Origin of the sequence: Verrucomicrobium sp. BvORR034 (genome assembly GCF_000739635.1) — a bacterium.
Lineage (GTDB): Bacteria > Verrucomicrobiota > Verrucomicrobiia > Verrucomicrobiales > Verrucomicrobiaceae > Verrucomicrobium.
The window spans coordinates 121,134-140,048 of the sequence record NZ_BATQ01000175.1 but is presented as its reverse complement, the minus strand read 5'-3'; the positions used below and the strand labels follow the sequence as shown (position 1 = coordinate 140,048).

The 18,915-nt window shown below is 59.2% G+C and carries 16 protein-coding genes; 9 read left to right on the top strand and 7 right to left on the bottom strand.

What is annotated here, in order from left to right; genetic code table 11:
- Positions 1-1,145 precede the first annotated feature (1,145 nt).
- The 6 genes from BV034_RS30965 to BV034_RS30945 all read left to right on the top strand — a co-directional run bounded on the left by BV034_RS30965 (position 1,146) and on the right by BV034_RS30945 (position 4,831).
- Positions 1,146-1,448 carry a hypothetical protein gene (locus BV034_RS30965; protein ID WP_050030808.1) on the top strand — a complete coding sequence of 101 codons (303 nt, stop codon included), beginning with the start codon at positions 1,146-1,148 and terminating at the stop codon, positions 1,446-1,448.
- Positions 1,449-1,718: 270 nt separating this feature from the next.
- The gene (locus tag BV034_RS36600; RefSeq protein ID WP_265593666.1) at positions 1,719-1,898 is read left to right on the top strand and encodes a hypothetical protein; all 180 of its coding nucleotides are present in this window, start codon (positions 1,719-1,721) and stop codon (positions 1,896-1,898) included.
- Between the two features lie 152 nt (positions 1,899-2,050).
- Positions 2,051-2,347: a barstar family protein gene (locus BV034_RS30960; protein ID WP_050030807.1), complete on the top strand. Its 297-nt coding sequence runs from the start codon at positions 2,051-2,053 to the stop codon at positions 2,345-2,347.
- A gap of 64 nt (positions 2,348-2,411) precedes the next feature.
- Positions 2,412-2,867, top strand: a complete 456-nt coding sequence (locus tag BV034_RS36595) for a hypothetical protein (protein ID WP_265593665.1) — start codon at positions 2,412-2,414, stop codon at positions 2,865-2,867.
- Between the two features lie 141 nt (positions 2,868-3,008).
- Positions 3,009-3,743 (top strand): DUF695 domain-containing protein, encoded by a 735-nt coding sequence (locus BV034_RS30955; RefSeq protein WP_050030806.1) that lies wholly within the window; start codon positions 3,009-3,011, stop codon positions 3,741-3,743.
- A gap of 611 nt (positions 3,744-4,354) precedes the next feature.
- Positions 4,355-4,831 carry a hypothetical protein gene (locus BV034_RS30945; protein ID WP_050030804.1) on the top strand — a complete coding sequence of 159 codons (477 nt, stop codon included), beginning with the start codon at positions 4,355-4,357 and terminating at the stop codon, positions 4,829-4,831.
- An 805-nt stretch (positions 4,832-5,636) separates the two neighbouring features.
- On the opposite strand, the gene BV034_RS30930 is transcribed toward BV034_RS30945, so the two are convergent.
- From BV034_RS30930 to BV034_RS30905, 6 genes are all read right to left on the bottom strand, one after another.
- The gene (locus tag BV034_RS30930; RefSeq protein ID WP_050030801.1) at positions 5,637-5,972 is read right to left on the bottom strand and encodes a hypothetical protein; all 336 of its coding nucleotides are present in this window, start codon (positions 5,970-5,972) and stop codon (positions 5,637-5,639) included.
- 1,010 nt (positions 5,973-6,982) lie between these two features.
- Positions 6,983-8,029, bottom strand: coding sequence for a tRNA (adenosine(37)-N6)-threonylcarbamoyltransferase complex transferase subunit TsaD (gene tsaD / locus BV034_RS30925; RefSeq protein WP_050030800.1), 1,047 nt, complete (start codon positions 8,027-8,029; stop codon positions 6,983-6,985).
- Between the two features lie 21 nt (positions 8,030-8,050).
- Positions 8,051-9,595, bottom strand: coding sequence for a S41 family peptidase (locus BV034_RS30920; RefSeq protein WP_081888252.1), 1,545 nt, complete (start codon positions 9,593-9,595; stop codon positions 8,051-8,053).
- Between the two features lie 36 nt (positions 9,596-9,631).
- Positions 9,632-10,249: a guanylate kinase gene (gene gmk / locus BV034_RS30915; protein WP_038159291.1), complete on the bottom strand. Its 618-nt coding sequence runs from the start codon at positions 10,247-10,249 to the stop codon at positions 9,632-9,634.
- Positions 10,250-10,268: 19 nt separating this feature from the next.
- Positions 10,269-11,513, bottom strand: coding sequence for a PmoA family protein (locus BV034_RS30910; RefSeq protein WP_050030798.1), 1,245 nt, complete (start codon positions 11,511-11,513; stop codon positions 10,269-10,271).
- A 15-nt stretch (positions 11,514-11,528) separates the two neighbouring features.
- The gene (locus tag BV034_RS30905; RefSeq protein WP_265593664.1) at positions 11,529-12,395 is read right to left on the bottom strand and encodes a YicC/YloC family endoribonuclease; all 867 of its coding nucleotides are present in this window, start codon (positions 12,393-12,395) and stop codon (positions 11,529-11,531) included.
- 154 nt (positions 12,396-12,549) lie between these two features.
- Between BV034_RS30905 and BV034_RS30900 the strand changes: the two genes are divergently transcribed.
- The 3 genes from BV034_RS30900 (at position 12,550) to BV034_RS30890 (ending at position 17,728) form a co-directional block, all read left to right on the top strand.
- Positions 12,550-14,877, top strand: a complete 2,328-nt coding sequence (locus tag BV034_RS30900) for a PAS domain S-box protein (RefSeq protein WP_265593663.1) — start codon at positions 12,550-12,552, stop codon at positions 14,875-14,877.
- Positions 14,878-15,158: 281 nt separating this feature from the next.
- Complete coding sequence (locus tag BV034_RS30895; RefSeq protein ID WP_050030796.1) at positions 15,159-16,115, top strand: PmoA family protein; 957 nt, start codon at positions 15,159-15,161, stop codon at positions 16,113-16,115.
- 155 nt (positions 16,116-16,270) lie between these two features.
- Positions 16,271-17,728, top strand: coding sequence for a Gfo/Idh/MocA family oxidoreductase (locus BV034_RS30890; RefSeq protein WP_265593662.1), 1,458 nt, complete (start codon positions 16,271-16,273; stop codon positions 17,726-17,728).
- Positions 17,729-18,252: 524 nt separating this feature from the next.
- On the opposite strand, the gene BV034_RS30885 is transcribed toward BV034_RS30890, so the two are convergent.
- A complete protein-coding gene (locus BV034_RS30885) occupies positions 18,253-18,699 on the bottom strand; it encodes a transposase (protein ID WP_050030794.1) in 447 nt (148 codons plus the stop codon).
- Between the last annotated feature and the right edge of the window lie 216 nt (positions 18,700-18,915).

Here is an 18,915-nt window from a genome sequence, read left to right as displayed (position 1 = left end):
AAACCAATTGGCGAGATTGGGGGCAACGGTGGTTGGATTCTGTTTTCGACCCGTGAGTCTGCTGAAAGCTACGCTGTAGATTATGCGCGGACTAGGCCAAAGTTTAAGGCTGTAGCACTTCACAGAGGGTGCAAGGCTCCTGCGCCCATACCGCTCACACCAGAGTCGTCAGACCTCGATTTGTCGCCAGTAGAGAGCGAGTTGACTCATGTCTACCGGCTGTTGCGAGACACCACTCTCGCGCGATGGGTGAAATTGAAGCATGACAATTGCTGTCAGATTTGCGGTTATCGCATCCAACTAAGGAATGGCCAAAGCTATTCGGAGGCGCATCACATTCAGCCTCTCGGTGGCTTGCATCACGGTCCTGATATTGTCCAGAACATTCTTTGTGTATGTCCGACACATCACGCGGAGCTGGACTACTTTGCCATCAAGCTTGACGCCTCCAAACTGAGGATAAATCCAGACCATCCCGTGGGCCAGCGCTTCATCACGTACCACAATGAACGATATCAAGGTGCCCAATAGGGGCTGCAACAAGACAGGCTATTGCGAGGTTGCTGAACAAGCTCTGTCATGGCAGTATGGTTGCGACCAAAACAAACAGCTCCTGTGGATTCCTTCCAACGTAGACCTGATGTGCTAGACCTGATCATGATCGTGGAGAGATCGAATGAGGTCGTTGTTGAGCCGCTGAACTACGCATTGGGAGCCTCCAGTATCCGGGTGCTCTCTTACAGCGGAATTCCGCTGGGTCTAGTTGACGGGTTGATGCCATACCACCCACAGTTTGGTGTGTTCAATGGCAAAAGCGTTCTTATTCGACTTGCTCCCGCCTTGCCTAGTTCGGTCCCGTTCCCGACGGTTTCAATCAAAGCATTTCGCAGCGCCCTTACCAAACTTCTGTCCAGGGAGCGATCCAGCTGGACGCTGATTTGTGAACGCGACTGCGACCAAGAACCGGTGAAGTCTGTAGACGCTGGCAGTCCTGAAGCAAATACACTCTTGTCGAGCCTTTATCACTTCCTCGCGGGCAGGTCGCGCGCGAGATGTCCGGCTTTCGTAATGACCAACAATAACAATATGATGGAGGCAACCAGCTCCCGGCAGGTGCCTGACCTCTGACTTTAGGCGCAAATCCTATGGGCATTTTTCCTGTCACACCCCTTGTGCGAACGGTTCAGTGCCTGATTGTTGAGGCCTTTGACGTCTCTGAGCATGAGGCGGAAGCCTTGGCAGCGGAACTGGTGGCGCTTGCTGAAGGCTGGGGTACCCCGGAATCGGCAGCTCAGCATGATTGGGCCTACAGGATCCGGAAAAGTCTGGGGCACGACAGGAAACTCAATTGGCGCTCGGACGAAGAACGCGTTCGATTTGAGGAGAGTTTGAAACTGAACCACGCGGCCTACGAGGCGATGATTCCGAAGCGGCCGTGCCGCGCGTAGTCAGATGCAACTAGACAGGCTATTGCGGGGCTGCAAAACGGTTGTCCATAGCACCATTGATTTATTCTGCGTTTAGCCGACATATCTGCAAGTCCGGTTAACACGTGACTCCCCGCATAACAGCGAGAAGAATAGCAACTGGCCTTTTGACGGCAGCTGTGCTGGGCATCCTCGTTGGGAGCTTGGGGCAAATACCAGGACGAACTCGTGCATGGAGCCAGCTATCGAAATCACGAGTACCCATATATCGCCCTTCCGGCTCTGCCCGGCATGGTCATTGCCGAACTTATGTCGCCGGGCGATTGGCAGATGACCGAAGGTTGGCAGTGTCGCCATCGAGCCGCTGCCGCGAATGGCTTTTTCTGGATTGGTGTTGCAGGCATTGTCTACTTACTGCGTTTCATCTTCCTCCTGCGTCCAACTCGATCATCTACTGTCGCCGACAACTGAAGGTGCAACAAGACAGGCTATTGCGAGCTTGCACCACGATGACAACGACCACGGCACGAACGAGAGTGAACTGGACGCCGGCGGGGGTTGTAGCAGCCTATCGTGTCAGCAGAGTCTTGCGCTCGCCGTCGCCACAATTTAGACGTTAGGTAATGCATCCTGCTGAGATTACTTTGGACCTGAGTGGCTGTACGAATGAAGACAGCCTGTTCGATTGTTTGTGGGACACGTTCAGATTTCCTCCGCTGTACGCAAGGAGCTGGTTTGGCCTCGCGGAAAACATGTTTTATGATCCCGAAGAACGGATGCCGGAGATTCTGAAGATCAGGGGCTTTAAAATCCTCTCGCAGGTTGATCCGATTTCAGCAGGAAAGCTCGAGGCCGCGCTTGCCGAATGCCTTCTCGATCAAGATCCCCCTCGAAAAGTGCTCTATGAAGAAGAGGGCTAAATAATCGCTAGAGCCGAGATGCCGCTAGAGCGGTATGTCTCAGCTTGAGCGTTAAGCAAAACAGATGACCTACGAATCCAAACAAGAAGGGCGACCGCTATCGGAACTTACGAAGTATCCGCAGTGGAATGAGCGACTCGTTGAGATGCGGTGGCATCACGAGTGGTGGGACGGACCGATGGATGGATCGGTTGTTTATGAAGGCCAGCGATACTGGTTTTCGATTTGGTGCGATACCGACGCCCCTGGTAATCCCTACTACTATTTTGCATACCCTCTCTCCGAAGAAGAGGCGGATTGGGCCGATTGCTGGTCTGAGAAGAACGAGGCCATCGGAAACAAGTGGCGATCGATCGCAAATGATCCTGCGAGGAAGCAGTCTCCCGAGCTTCCCGTGCTATCCGCAGAATGGGAGAAGCATCGTTCTAGTCTGCCAGATTTTACTCAGCGACCACCTATCGCCTGGTTCTGTAGCGGTGCCAATTCGAGCTTCTATGGGGTCGAACTCACACAGGCCTGACAAGGTGATAGAGTCGACGCAGTCATCTGTCGCGCTTCGTGCCGCGCAACAAGCCAGGCTATTGCGAGCTGCCAACGCTCTGGACACAGTGTTCCCGCCGTGCCACACTCCGTTCGCCTAAACAACAAACCACCTTGCCGCATGAGCGTCTGTCCCAACCACAACTGGGAGTCTTATTCCTACACCACCGACAGCGGTCCGGTTATTGCAAGTTTCCACGCGGAAGCGAACAAGATTGATCAGAGCACGTATCCCTTTTGTGCCAGAGTGATCATCACGATCAAATCTCCCAACCACAATGGAGGCCCTGCGCGGGAAGAGGCTCAGGTTCTTTGGGATATGGAGGATTGTTTGGTGGAAGCTCTTGATGCCGCTTCAGTTCCTTGCCTGCTGCTCGGTCGCCTGACACACAGCGGCTGCCGGGAGTTGGTCTTTCAGGTTGCTGACTATGCCCCTTTTCGTCCGCCGGTTGGTCGTTGGATCGGGGACCGCGATGACTACGAGACTGACGTGTCCGAGCATGATGGGTGGGGCTTCTTTTTTGAGTCCGTTTGGCCTTCGGAAATATCATGGCTTCAGATTTTGGATCGTCGTGTCGTCGACAATCTCGTAGAGGCCGGAAGTGATGCATCGAAGCTGCACTCGCTAGAGTTTACTTTCCGTGGAGAGCAGAGCGCTCTGCAGGAGATGCAGACGGTTTTGGCCACGAGAGGATACACTCTGTTGGAATTCTCCGTTGAAGAGTCTCGTCTTGTTATGGCTCATGGCATGGCTTTAGATGTCAGTGACATTTTCAGCGAGAGCGTGGCCCATCATGAGCTTTGCAAGCGTCTAGGAGTTGAGTATGATGGGTGGGGCGCATCAATAGTATCATGAGCATAACCCATGGAGCACGTGGCACTGGTGCCTGCCGAGCTGCTTTTTCTCCGCTCACCCTCTCCCGGGAGGTCAGCGTAGTTTAGGGGCACTTCCAAAAATGCGCGCATTTGTCTCAATAATCCTGGGTGCTTCGTTGCTTGCTGGTTGTGCTGGGAAGCCTGCGGCCCAAGCTCCGCCAGTCCTTGAAGCATCGCTTGGCAAGACCGTCACATTGGTCGGCATTGCGGAGGCTCGCAAAGGCGGCGCGGTGCTCCGCGGCAACACGTTTTATGTGTGGCTAAAAGGTGTGGATTTCTGGCCGGAGTCGCTGCTCATGAAGCGGGTCGAAGTGAGGGGGCGGTTGGGTGAAGATCACGCTCTTCCGGTTTTTGTCCAGGATCCCAACGAGACCTTGGTCCCACAAGGTATGTCCGTCCCGGAGAGTACGGATTTACGAAAGGCGTCCAGGCGATTGATCATTGAGCACGCGACGTGGCGGAGAGTAGAATGAACCGGAGGGCTGACAAAGTGCCATCTACAGCGGCAGAACCTTGGGCGATCCAAAGGCCGGTGATCTCCGGTGTCGTGGAGGGCGTGACTCAGCTTGGTCGTTAGGCTACACTGCGCGCATGGAACTGCTCACGACTCGGGACAACAAGGAAGTCTGGTTTCACCAGATGGAGCGGCCGTTCTCTTTCGACGTGCCATTTCCTAGCCAGCGCTATGTCGCGATTGTGTTCTCCAACGATGAGACGGTGACCGATGCAGAACGTCAGACTGTGGCTCACGCGCTGTTCGCCTCTGGTTGTCGTTGCGGTGTGTTTGCTGGGCACGCCTGCGGTGTTTGGGAATGGGCACTCGACACGGCATGCCTTGAGAGTGACGCTGACTACCAGCCCTCCGACGAGGCATTCACGATGACCACCTCGCATGAGGGCCAGTCTGTTGAGGATATTGTGTGCTTCGGCCTGATGAACACTTCGTTTGGTTCACATGATTTTGACCGTTTCCTGATTCTGCTCATCGGCCCCCGTGCCGGTTTGCGTGATGAGGTCGAGTCGGCCATTCAGTCAGTCTGGCATGACAGCCATGTAGTCCCGCGATAAGCTGGGGTGAGGCAATAGACGATGGGATACGACATTCACATCACGAGAAGGGATTTTTGGGGTGACAACGGTGGGCCGGCTATCACTCGAAAAGAGTGGCAGGCCATTCTTGCCAGAGATTCGGACTTGGGGTGTGTGGGGGATGAAGACACCGCTCAAATGCTTGATCCCACGGGGCGGGCAGCGCGGTTCTTTTGGCATATCGACGGCGAAATCGCGGCCATAAAGTCGGATAGACCAGTCCTCATGAGCTTGGTCGCAGTGCAAAAGAGGCAGATCAAGGTGCGGACGGCAACTCCCGCTAGCCCTCCTGCTCTTTAGGCTCCACATTCATCCAACCTCAAGTCCTAGATCGATGGTGGCCTCCGCTATTGGGGGTGCCATCCCTTGATCGATAGCTCAACCAACTGCTTCCTAGCTAATGGAGAAAGAACCACCCATGTTGTCAGCAGGCGAGGTGACGCTGTATCATCTCACGGGAGAGTGGGGATTCAGTGAACGCATGCTGGCTCAGAGCACCAGGTCGCTGCCACGATTCAGAGATGTCCCTCTCTTGTCGAGTGTCGTTCTCGACGTGGATCTGGCGTCCTCGCTTCGCACATTGTTGAGCTGCCATGAGACCTATGAGGGTGAGCCAATGCGTTGCTTCATCCCGCGGCATGGGTTGCGTTTTGGTCATGCTGAAAGCGGTGCAAATGCCTTGATTTGTCTGGAGTGTCGTCTTGCCTACTTCTGGATAGGTGAACGCGAACTTCACTATGCCCTCTCGGAGTCCGCTGTTTCGGCTTTGACGACGCTCTTTCGTTCAGTCGGACCGACTCTGTAAGGAGTTGTTCCAGTTCTGATTCTCCGCAAGATGTCCTTTCATACCCCTGAGGCATACAGCGACCACTAAATCAACAAGGTCTAACAAAGCGCTGGCACCAACCGATTGGGATGCTGTATATCCATGTTCTCCGCAACTCAAACCTGTCATGAACACAATGAAGACCGCGATCTCTTGCTTGTGCATCATCACGGCCATCGTTTTTGCCCAGCAACTGTTCACTGGCAGCACATTGCTGCCCATCTTCTGGAGCCTGGTCTGTCTGGTTCCACTTGTGTGGCTGAGACGTTCATGGCTGCGCTGGGCGATGATCATTCCACTCGTTGCCGTGGCGCTTCTGGTAGGGGATGCTTATTTCCTTCGCCATCGGCTGGCCGTTGAATGGAGAGCATGGGATCCAATGTTCGACACCACTGACGTTTCAGAGGTACTGGTCTCACCTTCAGGTCGGACGACTGTCTATCTCCTTCACACGGGTTTCACAGATTCATCATACAGTGTCTGCGTTTCTGGCGGGACACTGTTACCCATATCTGGATACTTGGTGCCGACTTCGGCGGACATGTCCCGACGAGATCTTGACATTGGATGGAGGGGATCGGTTTTCACTGCTGGGCATCGTTTGCTTTCATTTGCCTACTCCGAGCCCGATCGTAAAGTCCTGACCTACGAGGATTGGATCCGGGGCTCGATTTCGTCCGGTGACCCTCCCAAAACGATCGAAGCGTTCTCTGCGCAGCTCGCAGGGCTCCGGCACTAGGTGGAATAAATCGATGGCGCGAACGGAGTGGGGTGCTGTATCGTCCCTGCTTCCCATAGCGCCACGCCGCCATTTTCTCGTCCGCTCACTCAATCCCGCCCGGGCGGACGGCGCAGGTTGGACGTCAGGCGTCGCCACACGAGTCCCATGAAGTGCGACAAGACAGGCTATTGCGGAGTCCATCTCACCGGTTGAGTCGAGGTCGGACTCCGCGTGATGCAGTAGGGTCTGTCAGGCTCGCAGTTCCATCAAGGAGCGGCGGTTTGTGCCTTGAGCACAACCGCCGGGCGGAAGCGGAGCGGTAGGACGGTCGCAATCCCAATCGCTTCATGAGTCCCACCGCTTCTTTCAGGCTTGAGAGTCGTCTCTCTCCGGCCGCCATCGGCGGTTGTGCAAGCACAAACCGCCGCTCCTTGGGGCGTTGGGCCATCACACGGTGGCTGCCCGAATCCAACCTCCGTCATTTGAGTGCGGGCTCACGGTGGTAACTTTATCGGACGCTTGGTGCGAACCGGGACAAGAATGTCCCTCGCTCCTATTAATGACTCGCCTTTGAGAGTGGGCCTCACCCCACGAGACTCAAGTTGGGATCCACATCAATCTCCAACGGAGACTGATAGCCCGTCAGATGACGATGCACAGCGGCGAAGGCAATCATGGCGGCGTTGTCCGTGCTGTAGGTGGGTGGGGTGAGACGCAGCTCGATGCCGGCCTTGGCGCAGCGTTCGGTGAAGCGCTCGCGGAGCCGGTGATTGCAACTCACGCCGCCGCTCACGCCGATGATCCGCTGGCCATGCTGGCGGGCTGCGTTTACGGTCTTCTTCACCAGCACCTCGATGACGGCTTCCTGGAAGGAGGCGCAGACATCGTTCATGGTGCCTTCATCCGTGAGATCAATCTTGGGCAGGAGGTAGAGCACGGCGGTTTTCAGCCCGCTGAAACTGAACTCGTAGTTTCCTGCTTCCATCATGCTGCGGGGGAATTCGTAGGCATCCCTCCGCCCATGGCGGGCGCGGCGGTCGATCTCCGGGCCGCCCGGGTAGGGCAGTCCCAGCATCTTGGCCACTTTGTCAAAAGCCTCGCCTGCGGCGTCGTCGCGCGTGCGCCCCACCAGATCATATTGCCCCACTCCGCGCACATTCATGAGCATAGTGTGACCGCCGCTCACGATCAGCGCCAGGTGAGGCGGGATGGGGGCGGCGGTGTCTCCAGCCGCTTCGCCCGGCTTCTGCATAAAGGGGGAGAGCAGGTGGCCCTCCAGATGATTGATCGCGAGAAACGGCTTCTTTTCAGCAAGTGCGAGGGCCTTGGCCATGGTGCTGCCAATAAGGAGGGAGCTCACCAGGCCTGGTCCGCTGGTGGCGGCAAAAGCGGAGATGTCGGGCAAGGCCACGCCCGCACTCTGCATGGCCTGCTCGCACACGAGGCGCATGACCTGGATGTGATTGCGGGAGGCCACCTCAGGCACCACGCCGCCATAGGCGCGGTGGATCTCAATCTGCGATGCGACCTCACTGCTCAGCACCTCGCCAGCTGTGGTGACCACGGACGCGGCGGTCTCGTCACAGGAGGTTTCCAGGGCAAGGAGGCAGGGCGGGCGGGATCCGGACATGAAGGCGATTCAAGGAAACAATCAACGGGCGGCCGGGGCAGCTGGCGCGGGGGCAGGGGCAGGAGCCGGTGGAGTCGTGCCAGACGGCACTGGAGCAGCCGCTGGTGCTGATGAAGGAGCGGGTGCAGGGGCTGGAGCGGGAGCAGCGGGAGGCGTTGACGCTGGCGCGGATGCTGGTGCCGGTGCGGGCGGCTCCTGAGGCTTGGTGGGGGCCGCCGGAGCTTCGACGGACGGCTTTGCAGTCGGCTTGGCATCGCCTTTCTTGAAGTCCTCGTACGTCATCACGCCCTTGAGCACATCCGTGGCGCGCTCCAGCTGGCGGTCATTGAGCTTGGCCAGATCGAGTGACCGCCCTTCCCCCTGAGTGTTGGCGGTGCGCCACTGCATGATCTTCATCTCTTCCTCGCTGGTCAGCGCGGAGACGATGTTGGGCTCCACGCCATTCTCGTGAATGGTGCGATGGCTGGGGGTGTAGTACTTGGCCGTGGTGAGGCGCATGGCGGCACCGTTCTTCATGGGCAGCACGGTCTGCACGGACCCTTTACCAAAGCTCGTAGTGCCCACAACGATGGCTCGCTTCAGATCCTGGAGCGCTCCTGCCACCAGTTCAGAGCCGCTGGCACTGCCGTGGTTGATGAGCACGCACATGGGGTACTTGCGCTGCGCCTTGCCATTGCGTGGCGGCGTGCGGTAGGGCGGCGGGTTCTGGGTGGCAACACGACCTTCCGTGGTCACCACCACCGTGCCGGAGGGCAGGAACTCGCCGCAGACGCCCACTGCGGAGTCGATCAGGCCGCCCGGGTTGTTGCGCAGATCCAGGACAAAGGCCTGCATGCCTTCTTTCTCAAGGCGGTCGAGTTCATTGGAGAGGTCCTTCACCGTCCCCTGGGTGAACTCCGTGATGCGGGCGTAGCCGATCTTCCACGGTGAGGAGAGGCGGGCGTGCAGCATCATCGCATCGCGCACGGAGCTCTCCTGCAGGGCCTGACGCACGAGGTTGAAGTCCAGAAACTGCTTCGTACCAGGGCGGCGCACAGTCAGTCGCACGGCATCTCCGGCCTTGCCTTTCAGGTGCTGCACGGCCTCCATCGTGCTCATGTTATCGGCCAGCACTTCGCCGATGCGGATGATCTGGTCATTGGGCAGGACGCCGGCCTTGGCGGCAGGACCCTGCTCATCCACCGTGATGATGGTCAGCATGCCTTCACGCAGGGCAATGGTGATGCCCACCCCTTCGCTGGTGTCGCGCTGCTCCTGCTGCATCTCCTCAAACAGCGACTTGCCCATGTACTCGCAGTGGGGGTCCAGCTTCTTGAGCATGCCGTCCAGTGCGCCCTCAATCAGCTGCTCGTAGGACACCTTCTTCTCATCCACATAGTTCTGGCGGATGATCTCCATGGCCCGTGTCAGCAACTCGAACTGGGCGAACGCCGCCTCCTGCGCGGGTGCAGCGGGCTTGGCAGGCTCCTGGCTGAACATGGGAGCTGGTGCGGCCAGCGCCGCACAAGTAAGCAGCTTGAACCAGACGTTGGAAAAGGGGCGCATGGAGGAGGAAGGCGAAGACATGGCGGGATCAGTTCAGTCGGATCAGTCGGCGAGAGTCTAGGTGAGCCGGGCCACCCGCATGCGCTCTGCGAGGAGCAGCGAGCGGAATTTCTCGAGGTCGGCTTCGCGGGAGCCGCTCACCAGGGCGTAGCGGTACTTGTGCCAGTGGGCGATTTCGGTCAGCGCATTGCGCAGGCGCAGCTCGAGGCTCTCATCATCCTCGGTGCCGCGGCCGGCGAGCCGCTCCTTCAGGGCGTCCACAGAGCCGGGCAGGATGAAGACATCGGCCAGGCACTGCTGCACCAGGTCGTCATCGCAGGCGCGCACCAGCGTGGCACCCTGCACATCGATGTCCATCACCACATCCACACCGCGCTCCAGGTTCTCCTTCACATAGGTCTTGAGCGTCCCATAGAGATTGCCGTGTACCCGGGCGTGCTCGAAGAACTCGCCGCGGGCGATTTTCTCCTCGAACTCCTCCTCAGAAAAGAAGAAGTAATCTTTCCCATGCATCTCACCCGGGCGGGGCTTGCGAGTGGTGGCGGAGACGGAGTGCACGGCCTCTCCCAGGTCGGCGATCTGGCGGCAGAGGGTGGTTTTTCCGGAGCCGGAGGGGCCGGAGACAATGAGCAGCACTCCCAGGCGGGATTTAGGGAAAGAGGCGGGATCTGGCATGAAATGGGGTTGGAGTCGATCAGTTGGGGGCAACCGACACTTTGGCCGGATTTGCGTAGTCGTGCAACAGCCTGCCCAGCAAAGCGGCATCCGGTTTGCCATCGCGGATCACGAATCGGTAGCGCAGGACGAGAGGCTTGCCGGGCTCGATGGACCAGTCACCCTCCGCAGAGGGGGCGATGCACAGTTGTGGGTTCTTGGGATTGAGCCGCAAGGGTTGGGGGAACCGGAAGTTGTCTGGATGCATGAGGACAGCGGTGCCCGTGAGGGTGCCGTCCACTTCACCGCCCAGCCATACCCAGGAGGCCTTGGTGCCATCTCCCTTGATGCGATCCGCGCCCGTGGAGGTGAGCATCGTCACCTTGTCCACCGGGTCCCACTGCTCCGGGCCGCGCACGCCCAAGCCGCCGTAGTGGTACTTGGGCAGTTTCAACGGTTCCTGGCCCACGCAGGTCTGGGTGCTGACGAGGTCCAAAATGTAGGCCGGGGTGCCGCCGATCTGCACGGTGTAGCCGGTCACGCTCCAATTCTCCTGCAGCACCTCTTTTTCCGCGCCGCTGGTGTGATCCAGCCAGCGATGGGTGCTGGTAAAGCCACCATGTACCGGGCCGCTCCACTCGCTGTCGAGCTGGCCAAAGCGGACCTCACCCGTCAGCTTGCCGTCCTTGCCCTTGCCCATGTTCCAGAAGTCCGGGTGCCGCCCCTCGAACTCGGTCTTGGTCCAGGCCATGAAGATGCCGCGCTGGTGGGGGTGATCAGGCCGGTAATCGCCGGTGACGCGCTTCCCGCTGGGGGAGTAAACGGGATGCAGATAGGCACCATGGCTGAAGTCTGCTGAGGTGCCGGGGGGCACTTTGCTGGCCTCCATCTGGTAGGTGAAGAAGGGCTGCTTGCCAGTCTGAAACTGCAAGGCACCTCCTGACTTGGCGACCTGGATGGCCCCGGCCGTGGCGGCTGATTTTCCTTCAGCTGTTTCCGCGACAAGCCTGGCCCCAGGGGGGATGGCAGGGGTGATGAGGTTCCAGTTCTTCCCGTCAGTGCTCTTCTGCAGGGGCAGCACCTTGCCGTCCGTCGTGATGAGCTGAGTGATGCCTTTGGTCGCATCGGGTGCGTGAAAGCTGACCAGCCCGGCTTCCCGTCCCTGGTCGCCGCCTTCCAGTGTGATAGTCGCACCACCGGCATGTAATGATAGAGTCCCCAGGCTGACCGTCTGAATCAGCAGAGGCAAGGTCCAGCGGGAGAGGAGCGAGGAAGCTTTCATCATGGGAGAAACGAACGGCTACTCGATGTTCTGCACCTGTTCGCGGATCTTTTCGAGCTCCGTCTTGGCCTTCACCACCAGCTGGGCCAGCGTGGCTTGGTTGGCCTTGCTGCCCATGGTGTTGAACTCGCGAAACAGCTCCTGGGAGAGGAAATCGAGCGGGCGTCCCACCGGCTCGCCGCTGTCCATGTAGGAGCGGAACTGGGTGATGTGGCTGGTGGCGCGCGTTATTTCCTCGCTAATGTCGCAGCGGTCGGCAAAGAGGGCCACTTCCTTCACGAGACGCTCATCGTCGAGCGGCAGGGGAAGGCCGGCATCCGTGAGGCGCTGCCGCAGGACGTCGCGATAACGTGCCACCACCTGTGGGGTCAGGGCGGCGGCTTCTTGCAGCATCGCCGTCAGGGCGTCCAGTCGGGCGTTGATGTCGGCTTTGAGGTGGTCGCCTTCTGTGCGGCGCATGGCTAGCATGGCGATCAGAGCCTGGGCCAGCGCTTTCTCAATGAGGGGCTTGGCTTCGTCCACATTCCATCCGCTGTCTGCCAGGGTGAAGACGCCGGGCCAGCGGGTCATGTCCGCGCTGCTGATGGTGGGATTGACGCCGAGCTTGTTGGAGAGCTCCAACAAGGCGGCCGCATACTGTCGGGCGAGATCGCTGTTCACCGTCAGTGAGGAGGCGCTGCTGGTGCCCTTGTCCGCACTGATGCTCACCTGCACACGACCGCGGGAAAGTTTCTCCGCGAGCTGGTTGCGCAGCCCGGGCTCGAGTTCATTGAGCTCGCGCGGCAGCTGGACGACCAGCTCAAGCTGCTTGCGGTTCACGGAGCCCGCTTCCACGCGCCAGACCACCCCGTTGCCAACGGCCTCGCCACGTCCGAATCCTGTCATGCTGTGCATCGCGCGATGTAATGCCAGCCGGATGAAAGGCAACTGCGGGGATGGCAGGGGGCTTGCCCTTCCTTAAAATTGGGGACATTATAGTCCTTTTAGGGACCGGGCTTGCGGTCGTTGGTAAAATTTGCGATTATTATTAATGGCGAGTATGAGTAGCTTACCTGAGGCTTCCCCAGCACGACGAATCCATACTCCTACCGCTGGATCGGCGCATGCGGCTGCGGAGGAGCAACTCCTGGAGAGCGAGGCCCTCTTTCACATGGCGGGTCGCATGGCCCGGCTGGGTGGTTGGGTGGTGGAAGTACCGCCAGCCAGATGCCTTTGGTCGGCGGAAGTGTGTGAGATCCACGACGTGCCGGTGGGGACTTGTCCCACGGTGGAGGAAGGTATCGCCTTCTACGCACCCAGCTGGAGGGACAAGATCCAAAGAGTCTTCTCGGAATGCCTGGAACAGGGCACCCCTTGGGATGAAGAGATGCAGATCCGCACGGCCAAAGACCGGCTGGTGTGGGTGCGAGTGATCGGACAGGCGGTGCGCGATGGGCACGGTCAGATCATCCGGGTGCACGGCGCATTTCAAGATATCACTGAGAAGAAGCAGGCCGAGGAGGCCCTGCGGGAGAGTGAGCAGACCCTGTCTGCCCTGATGTTCAACCTGCCCTGCGCCGTGTACCTTTTCCGGCAGGACGGGCGCATGCTGCGCTGGAATGGCGAGTTTGAGAAGGCCACCGGCTACAGCGCTGTGGAGGTCGGGGGGATGATTCCAGAGCAGTTCATTCTGCCAGAGGACGTCCCGGCGGTGCGCGCCCGTATTGTGGAGGCTTTTACCAACGGGCACGCCCTTGCGGAGCTGCGTCTCCTTACCAAGGCGGGCGCGATGGTGCCCTACATCTTTTCCGCCAGCCGTATCCTCATGGAGGGGCTGCCCTGTCTGCTGGGGGTGGGCATGGACATGAGCGCCCAGCGCCAGGCGGAGGTGCAGCTGCGGGAGCAGGCCGAGCTGCTCGACAAGGCGCAGGACGCCATCCTCGTGGTGAGTCTGGATCGCCGCATCACCTACTGGAACAAGGGTGCGCAGCAGCTCTACGGATGGTCCTCAGAAGAGGCGCTCGGCAAGGAGATGGCCGATTTGCTGCATACAGAGCTCAAGGAATTCCAGGGGGCATTTACCCAGGTGAACGCCACTGGCGAGTGGACTGGCGAGCTGAAGCAGCAGGCCAAGGACGGGCGCTCCCTCATTGTGGAAAGCCGGTGGGACCTCGTACGGGATGATCAGGGGCAACCGCGCAGCCTGCTGGTGATCAATACGGACGTCACGGAGAAAAAACGGTTGGAGCGGCAGTTCTTCCGGGCGCAGCGCATGGAGAGCATCGGGACGCTGGCCGGAGGCATGGCGCATGACCTCAACAACGTCCTCTCGCCCATCATGATGGCGGTGGATCTGCTCAAGCTAAAGACCACCGACTCCGGGAGCCAGGAGCTTCTGGGCAATATCGCCAGCAGTGCCAAGCGCGGTGCCGACATGGTGGGGCAGGTGCTTTCCTTCGCCCGCGGCGTGGAAGGACGGCGGGATGAGGTGCATGCGGGCCGGCTCGTGGACGATGTGGAGCGGATCACCCGCGACACTTTCCCCAAGAACATTCAGATCCGCACCAACGTGGGCAGCGACCTCTGGATCGTCACGGGTGATCTGACCCAACTGCACCAAGTGCTGCTGAACCTGTGTGTGAACGCCCGTGACGCCATGCCGGAGGGCGGGAACATTGCCATCTCCGTGGAGAACGTCACGCTGGACGCTCACTATGCGGCCATGAACCTGGAGGCCAAATCAGGTCCTTACCTGGTGATTCAGGTGGAAGACACCGGCACCGGCATTCCGGCGGCGATCATGGACAAGATCTTCGATCCGTTCTTCACCACGAAGGCGGTGGGGAAGGGGACCGGGCTTGGCCTGTCCACCTCCATGGCGATCATCAAGAGCCATGGCGGCTTCATGCGAGCCCGCAGCGAGGCTGGCAAGGGAGCGAAGTTCCGCATCTATCTGCCAGCTCGCAGTATGGGACAGAATCAGCCCGCGGCGGACGAAGACTCCAAGGTGCCCCGGGGCAAGGGCGAAACGGTGCTGGTGGTGGACGACGAGGCGGCCATTCGTATGATCACCCGGCAGACGCTGGAGGCCTTTGGCTACAAGGTGATCCTGGCCTGTGACGGCGCAGAAGCAGTGACCACCTACGTGGAGCATCGTCAACAGATCGCGTTGGTGCTGACCGACATGATGATGCCCGTCATGGATGGTGAGGCCACCATCAAGGTGCTGACCAAGATGAATCCCGCGATCAAGATCGTGGCGGTGAGCGGCGTCAGTGCCAGCGATGTCACGGCCAAGGCGGCCGGGGCCAGTGTGAAGATCTTCCTGCCCAAGCCCTACACGGCAAAGACGCTGCTCAAGGTGGTGAAAGACGTCATTGCCCTGTGAAGCTGGCCCGGCCTTGCTCATTCGGGGCGGTACAGATGTGTCGTGTCGGTTCGGGCGGTGACATCGTCTGTACGTGCGGGTAAGGCCTTGAGACATGAGGGCAGAGGTCGGAATCGGGTGGATCGGATTTTGTGAGGGCAAAGTGTCACAAAGCTACCAGAAGGCGGCTCCCGCCCTTTATACTCAAGGAGTTCCCGCAGGCTGTCGGGTGAGGACCTGAGAGTCCCCTTGAAAGGTTTTCCTTTCCTTTCCGTTGCCTTCACTCCAAAATTTCTGGCTGCATGCGTAGAACCTCACCTCCCCTCATTGCCACCGTCTTTCTCGCCCTGGTCTCCTCTTTGGGGGCTCAAACCGTGACGCTCAAGCCGGGCGATACGGGGCTGAAAGTCGAAATCGACGGCAAGCTATTCACTGAGTATCACACGAAGGACGTGCCCCGGCCGTTCCTCTATCCCATCATCGGTGGGGCGGGGGAGAATGTGGTGCGCAATTTCCCCATGGTGCAGGATGTCGCGGGAGAGGCCAAGGACCACAAGCACCATCGTGGTCTGTGGTTCGCCCATGGCTCGGTGAACGACATGGACTTCTGGAGCGAGGAGAAAGACTTTGGTCGTCAGGAGCATGTGCAGTTCTCCGAGGTGAACGCCACAGGTAACAAGGGCTCCTTCGTGGCAGACACCAAGTGGGTGGCCCCGAATGGCAAGGTGCAACTCACGGATTCCCGCAAGATCACCGTGACCGCACTGCCGGAAGGCGAGAAGTACATCGACTTCGACATCACGCTCAAGGCGACGGAAGGCGAAGTCATCTTCGGCGACACCAAGGAAGGTACCATGGCCATCCGCCTGAGCTCCGGTCTGAGCCTGAAGGGTGAAGGCGCCGCCGGCCGCGCCTACAACAGCGGCACGGACAAGAACAAGGATGTCTGGGGCAAGCGCGCTCCCTGGGTGGCCTACTATGGCCCGGACCCCAAGGGCAATGTGGTCGGCGTGGTCATGTTCGAACACACGAAAAACTTCCGCGCCCCCACCTGGTGGCATGCCCGGGACTACGGTTTGTTTGCCGCGAACCCGTTCGGCATTCATGATTTTGAAGCCAAAAAAGACGAGAAACACTTGGGCGATCACAAGCTGGCCAAGGGAGAGAGCCTGACACTGCGTTACCGCTTTTATTTCTCCAAAGGCAAACCGACTCCGACCCCGCTGGCCGCGAAGTTTACCGAATACTCGGCTCAATGATGCCGGGTTAACCCATCAAATCTGTGAAAAAACGCAAAATGGCTGAAATACCCCCGTTGTACTGACCTCTTCCGGCACCGGGAACGCTTTCCATTCCAGCCAAACGAATCCGCCAAAACGCCAACTACATACTGAAAATGAACACACCCACCTCCATGAATCGCCGTGACGTGCTGCGCAGCACCGTTTACGCCGGCACGGCTCTCGCCCTGCCGACCTGGGCCAACGCCGCCGGATCCAACGGCGACATTCGGATTGCTGTCATCGGTTTCAAAGGCCGTGGCTCTGGTCACATTGGCAGCCTGTCGAAGATCAAAGGTGTGCGCATCGTGGCTCTTTGCGATGTGGACTCCGAGGTGATGGACAAGCACGTCGCCAACCTCAAGAAGAACAACGTTGAGGTGAAGAGCTACACGGACTACCGCAAGCTTCTGGAAGACAAGGACATTGACGCCGTGACCATCGCGACGCCGAACCACACGCACACCGTCATCGCCCTGGCCGCCCTGGCCGCTGGCAAGCATGTGTATGTGGAGAAGCCCGTCTCCCACAACGTCCATGAAGGTGCCGCCCTCGTGAAGGCCGCTTCCAAGGTGGAAGGCAAGCTGATCCTTCAGCACGGCATGCAGCGCCGCTCCGACCTCGGTTGGGCAGCCGCTGAGGAGTACCTCAAGTCCGGCGCGCTGGGCAAGACGCTCCTCTCCCGTGGCGTGAACTACAAGGCCCGCAAGTCCATCGGCAAGGTCTCCGGCCCACAGCAGCCGCCGTCCACGGTGAACTACGACCTCTGGTGCGGTCCGCGCGAAACAGCGCCCGTCATGCGCGAGAAGTTTCACTATGACTGGCACTGGCAGTGGGCCTACGGCAACGGCGACATCGGCAACCAGGGCCCGCACCAGCTCGACGTGGCCCGCTGGATGCTCCACAACCCTGAGAAGCTGCCGACCCGCGTGATGAGCTTTGGCAACCGCTGGGGTTATGATGACGACGGCCAGACCGCCAACAACCAGCTGGCACTGTATGATTACGGCAAAGGCACCGCGCCGATCCTCTTCGACAACCGCGGTCTTCCCAAGGCCGACATGAACTGGCAGGCAGGGTTCGAGCCCGTTTACAAGAACGTGGTGCGCATTGGCAACGTCGTGCATTGCGAAGGCGGTTACATCGCTGAAGCCAAGGCCTACGACAACGAAGGCAAGTGGAACGGCCAGAAGTTCGCGATCCAGGACGGCCCGGATCACATGAAGAACTTCATCCTTTCCATCCAGGCCGGCAAGCTGGTGAACCCGAACCTTCACGTGTCCCACGGTCACCATGCCGCGGCCCTGGCTCATATCGCCAACATCTCCTATCGCCTTGGTAAGAAGGTGGCCCCCGCCGAAATCAAAGAGCGTCTCCAGGGTGACAAGTTCGCCCTCGAAACCTTCGAGGACTTCGCCGCCAACCTGGCTGCCAACAAGATCGACATCGGTGTGGATCAGGCCCACGTCGGCCCCTGGCTGACGCTGAACCCCGACACCCTGCAGTTCGAAGGCGAATTCGCTGCCGAGGCCAACAAGCTGGCCACCGAAGACGTCTATCGCGACGGATTCAAGCTCGCGGAAGTGGCCTAAGGCCGTCTGCTGATTTGGTAGTTTGCTAGAACTTCATAGAGCGCCCCGGGAAACCGGGGCGCTTTTTGTTTGGGGGGGTGAGTGGGACGTTGGAGGCTGATGCGAGGTGGCTCATCCTGCCCGGCGATCACCTGGCCCCGCTTGCGGGGCTGTGGAGTGCGGCGTGAAGCGCCGCTTTGTCCTGGCGATGGAGCGGCGGTGAGGATGGCGTGTCGTCCCGCCGATGACCTTCCTGTGGCACTGTTCAGGTGCTAGAACGAGGCGAGCCTGCATGGGGGCCGCGAAAGCGGCGCTTCACGGACGCACTCCACAGCGACTTCGTCGCCAGGTGATGGGGCCTTCCCGTGTGTTGGACATCGAACCGGACTCAAAAGTCGTCGGGTATCTTGATCTGATCCGTCTTGAACGCGCTCACTGTTTTCAACCAAGCCCTGGATGCGGTTCTCTCAAACCACGAGGCTGAGCACCAACGATAGTTGCTCGCCAAGGGGACAAGACCGTGCTTGACGGGATTGTTGTGTACATTAGCTGAGCCTGGCGATGTAGGCCTTGTGGTATGTCAGACGCGTGTCCCAGTAGTTGTGCCAGATTTTTCTCGCAGGAGAACCATCGAGTCGATTGACCTCGATCGCCGTGACGGTGTGCAGCTTGTTGATGAAGTCACGTAAGGACGAAGTGCTGGTCGACTGTATGTCCGGTCGAGCAACGAAGTGATAGTGGTTGGGAAATACTGCCCACGCCTCAAGTTGCCATCCGTGTGATTTGGCCTCCTGAAGCAGCTTGTCATGCAGAAGAGTCAGTCGCTGAGAGCAGTGAAAATGGTGCGCCTTTTCGAAGGTGCTCCCTGTGACGAAGAATGTGCTCTGAGTGTCGAGTTGATGGGGAGGAGCATGGGGCCATGGGAGCGACGTCGCGGCTGTTTCGGAAGTGAAATTTATCGACTCCATGGCGCAATCTTTTACGCTCTGCATGACAGGTTTGCAACAGACATAGCAGGGTCTATTGATGACTCCAATCTTGAGACTTCCAACACCTGGCCCCGCTTGCGGGGCTGTGGAGTGCGTGCGTGAAGCGCCGCTTTGTTCGGCCGATGGAGCGGGCAATGATGGTTGGACATCGTTCAGCCGGTCGACCATACCCGCCCCCTGCTCCCCCCTCATCATCTCTGCGTCCATCCCCTGGGGCCA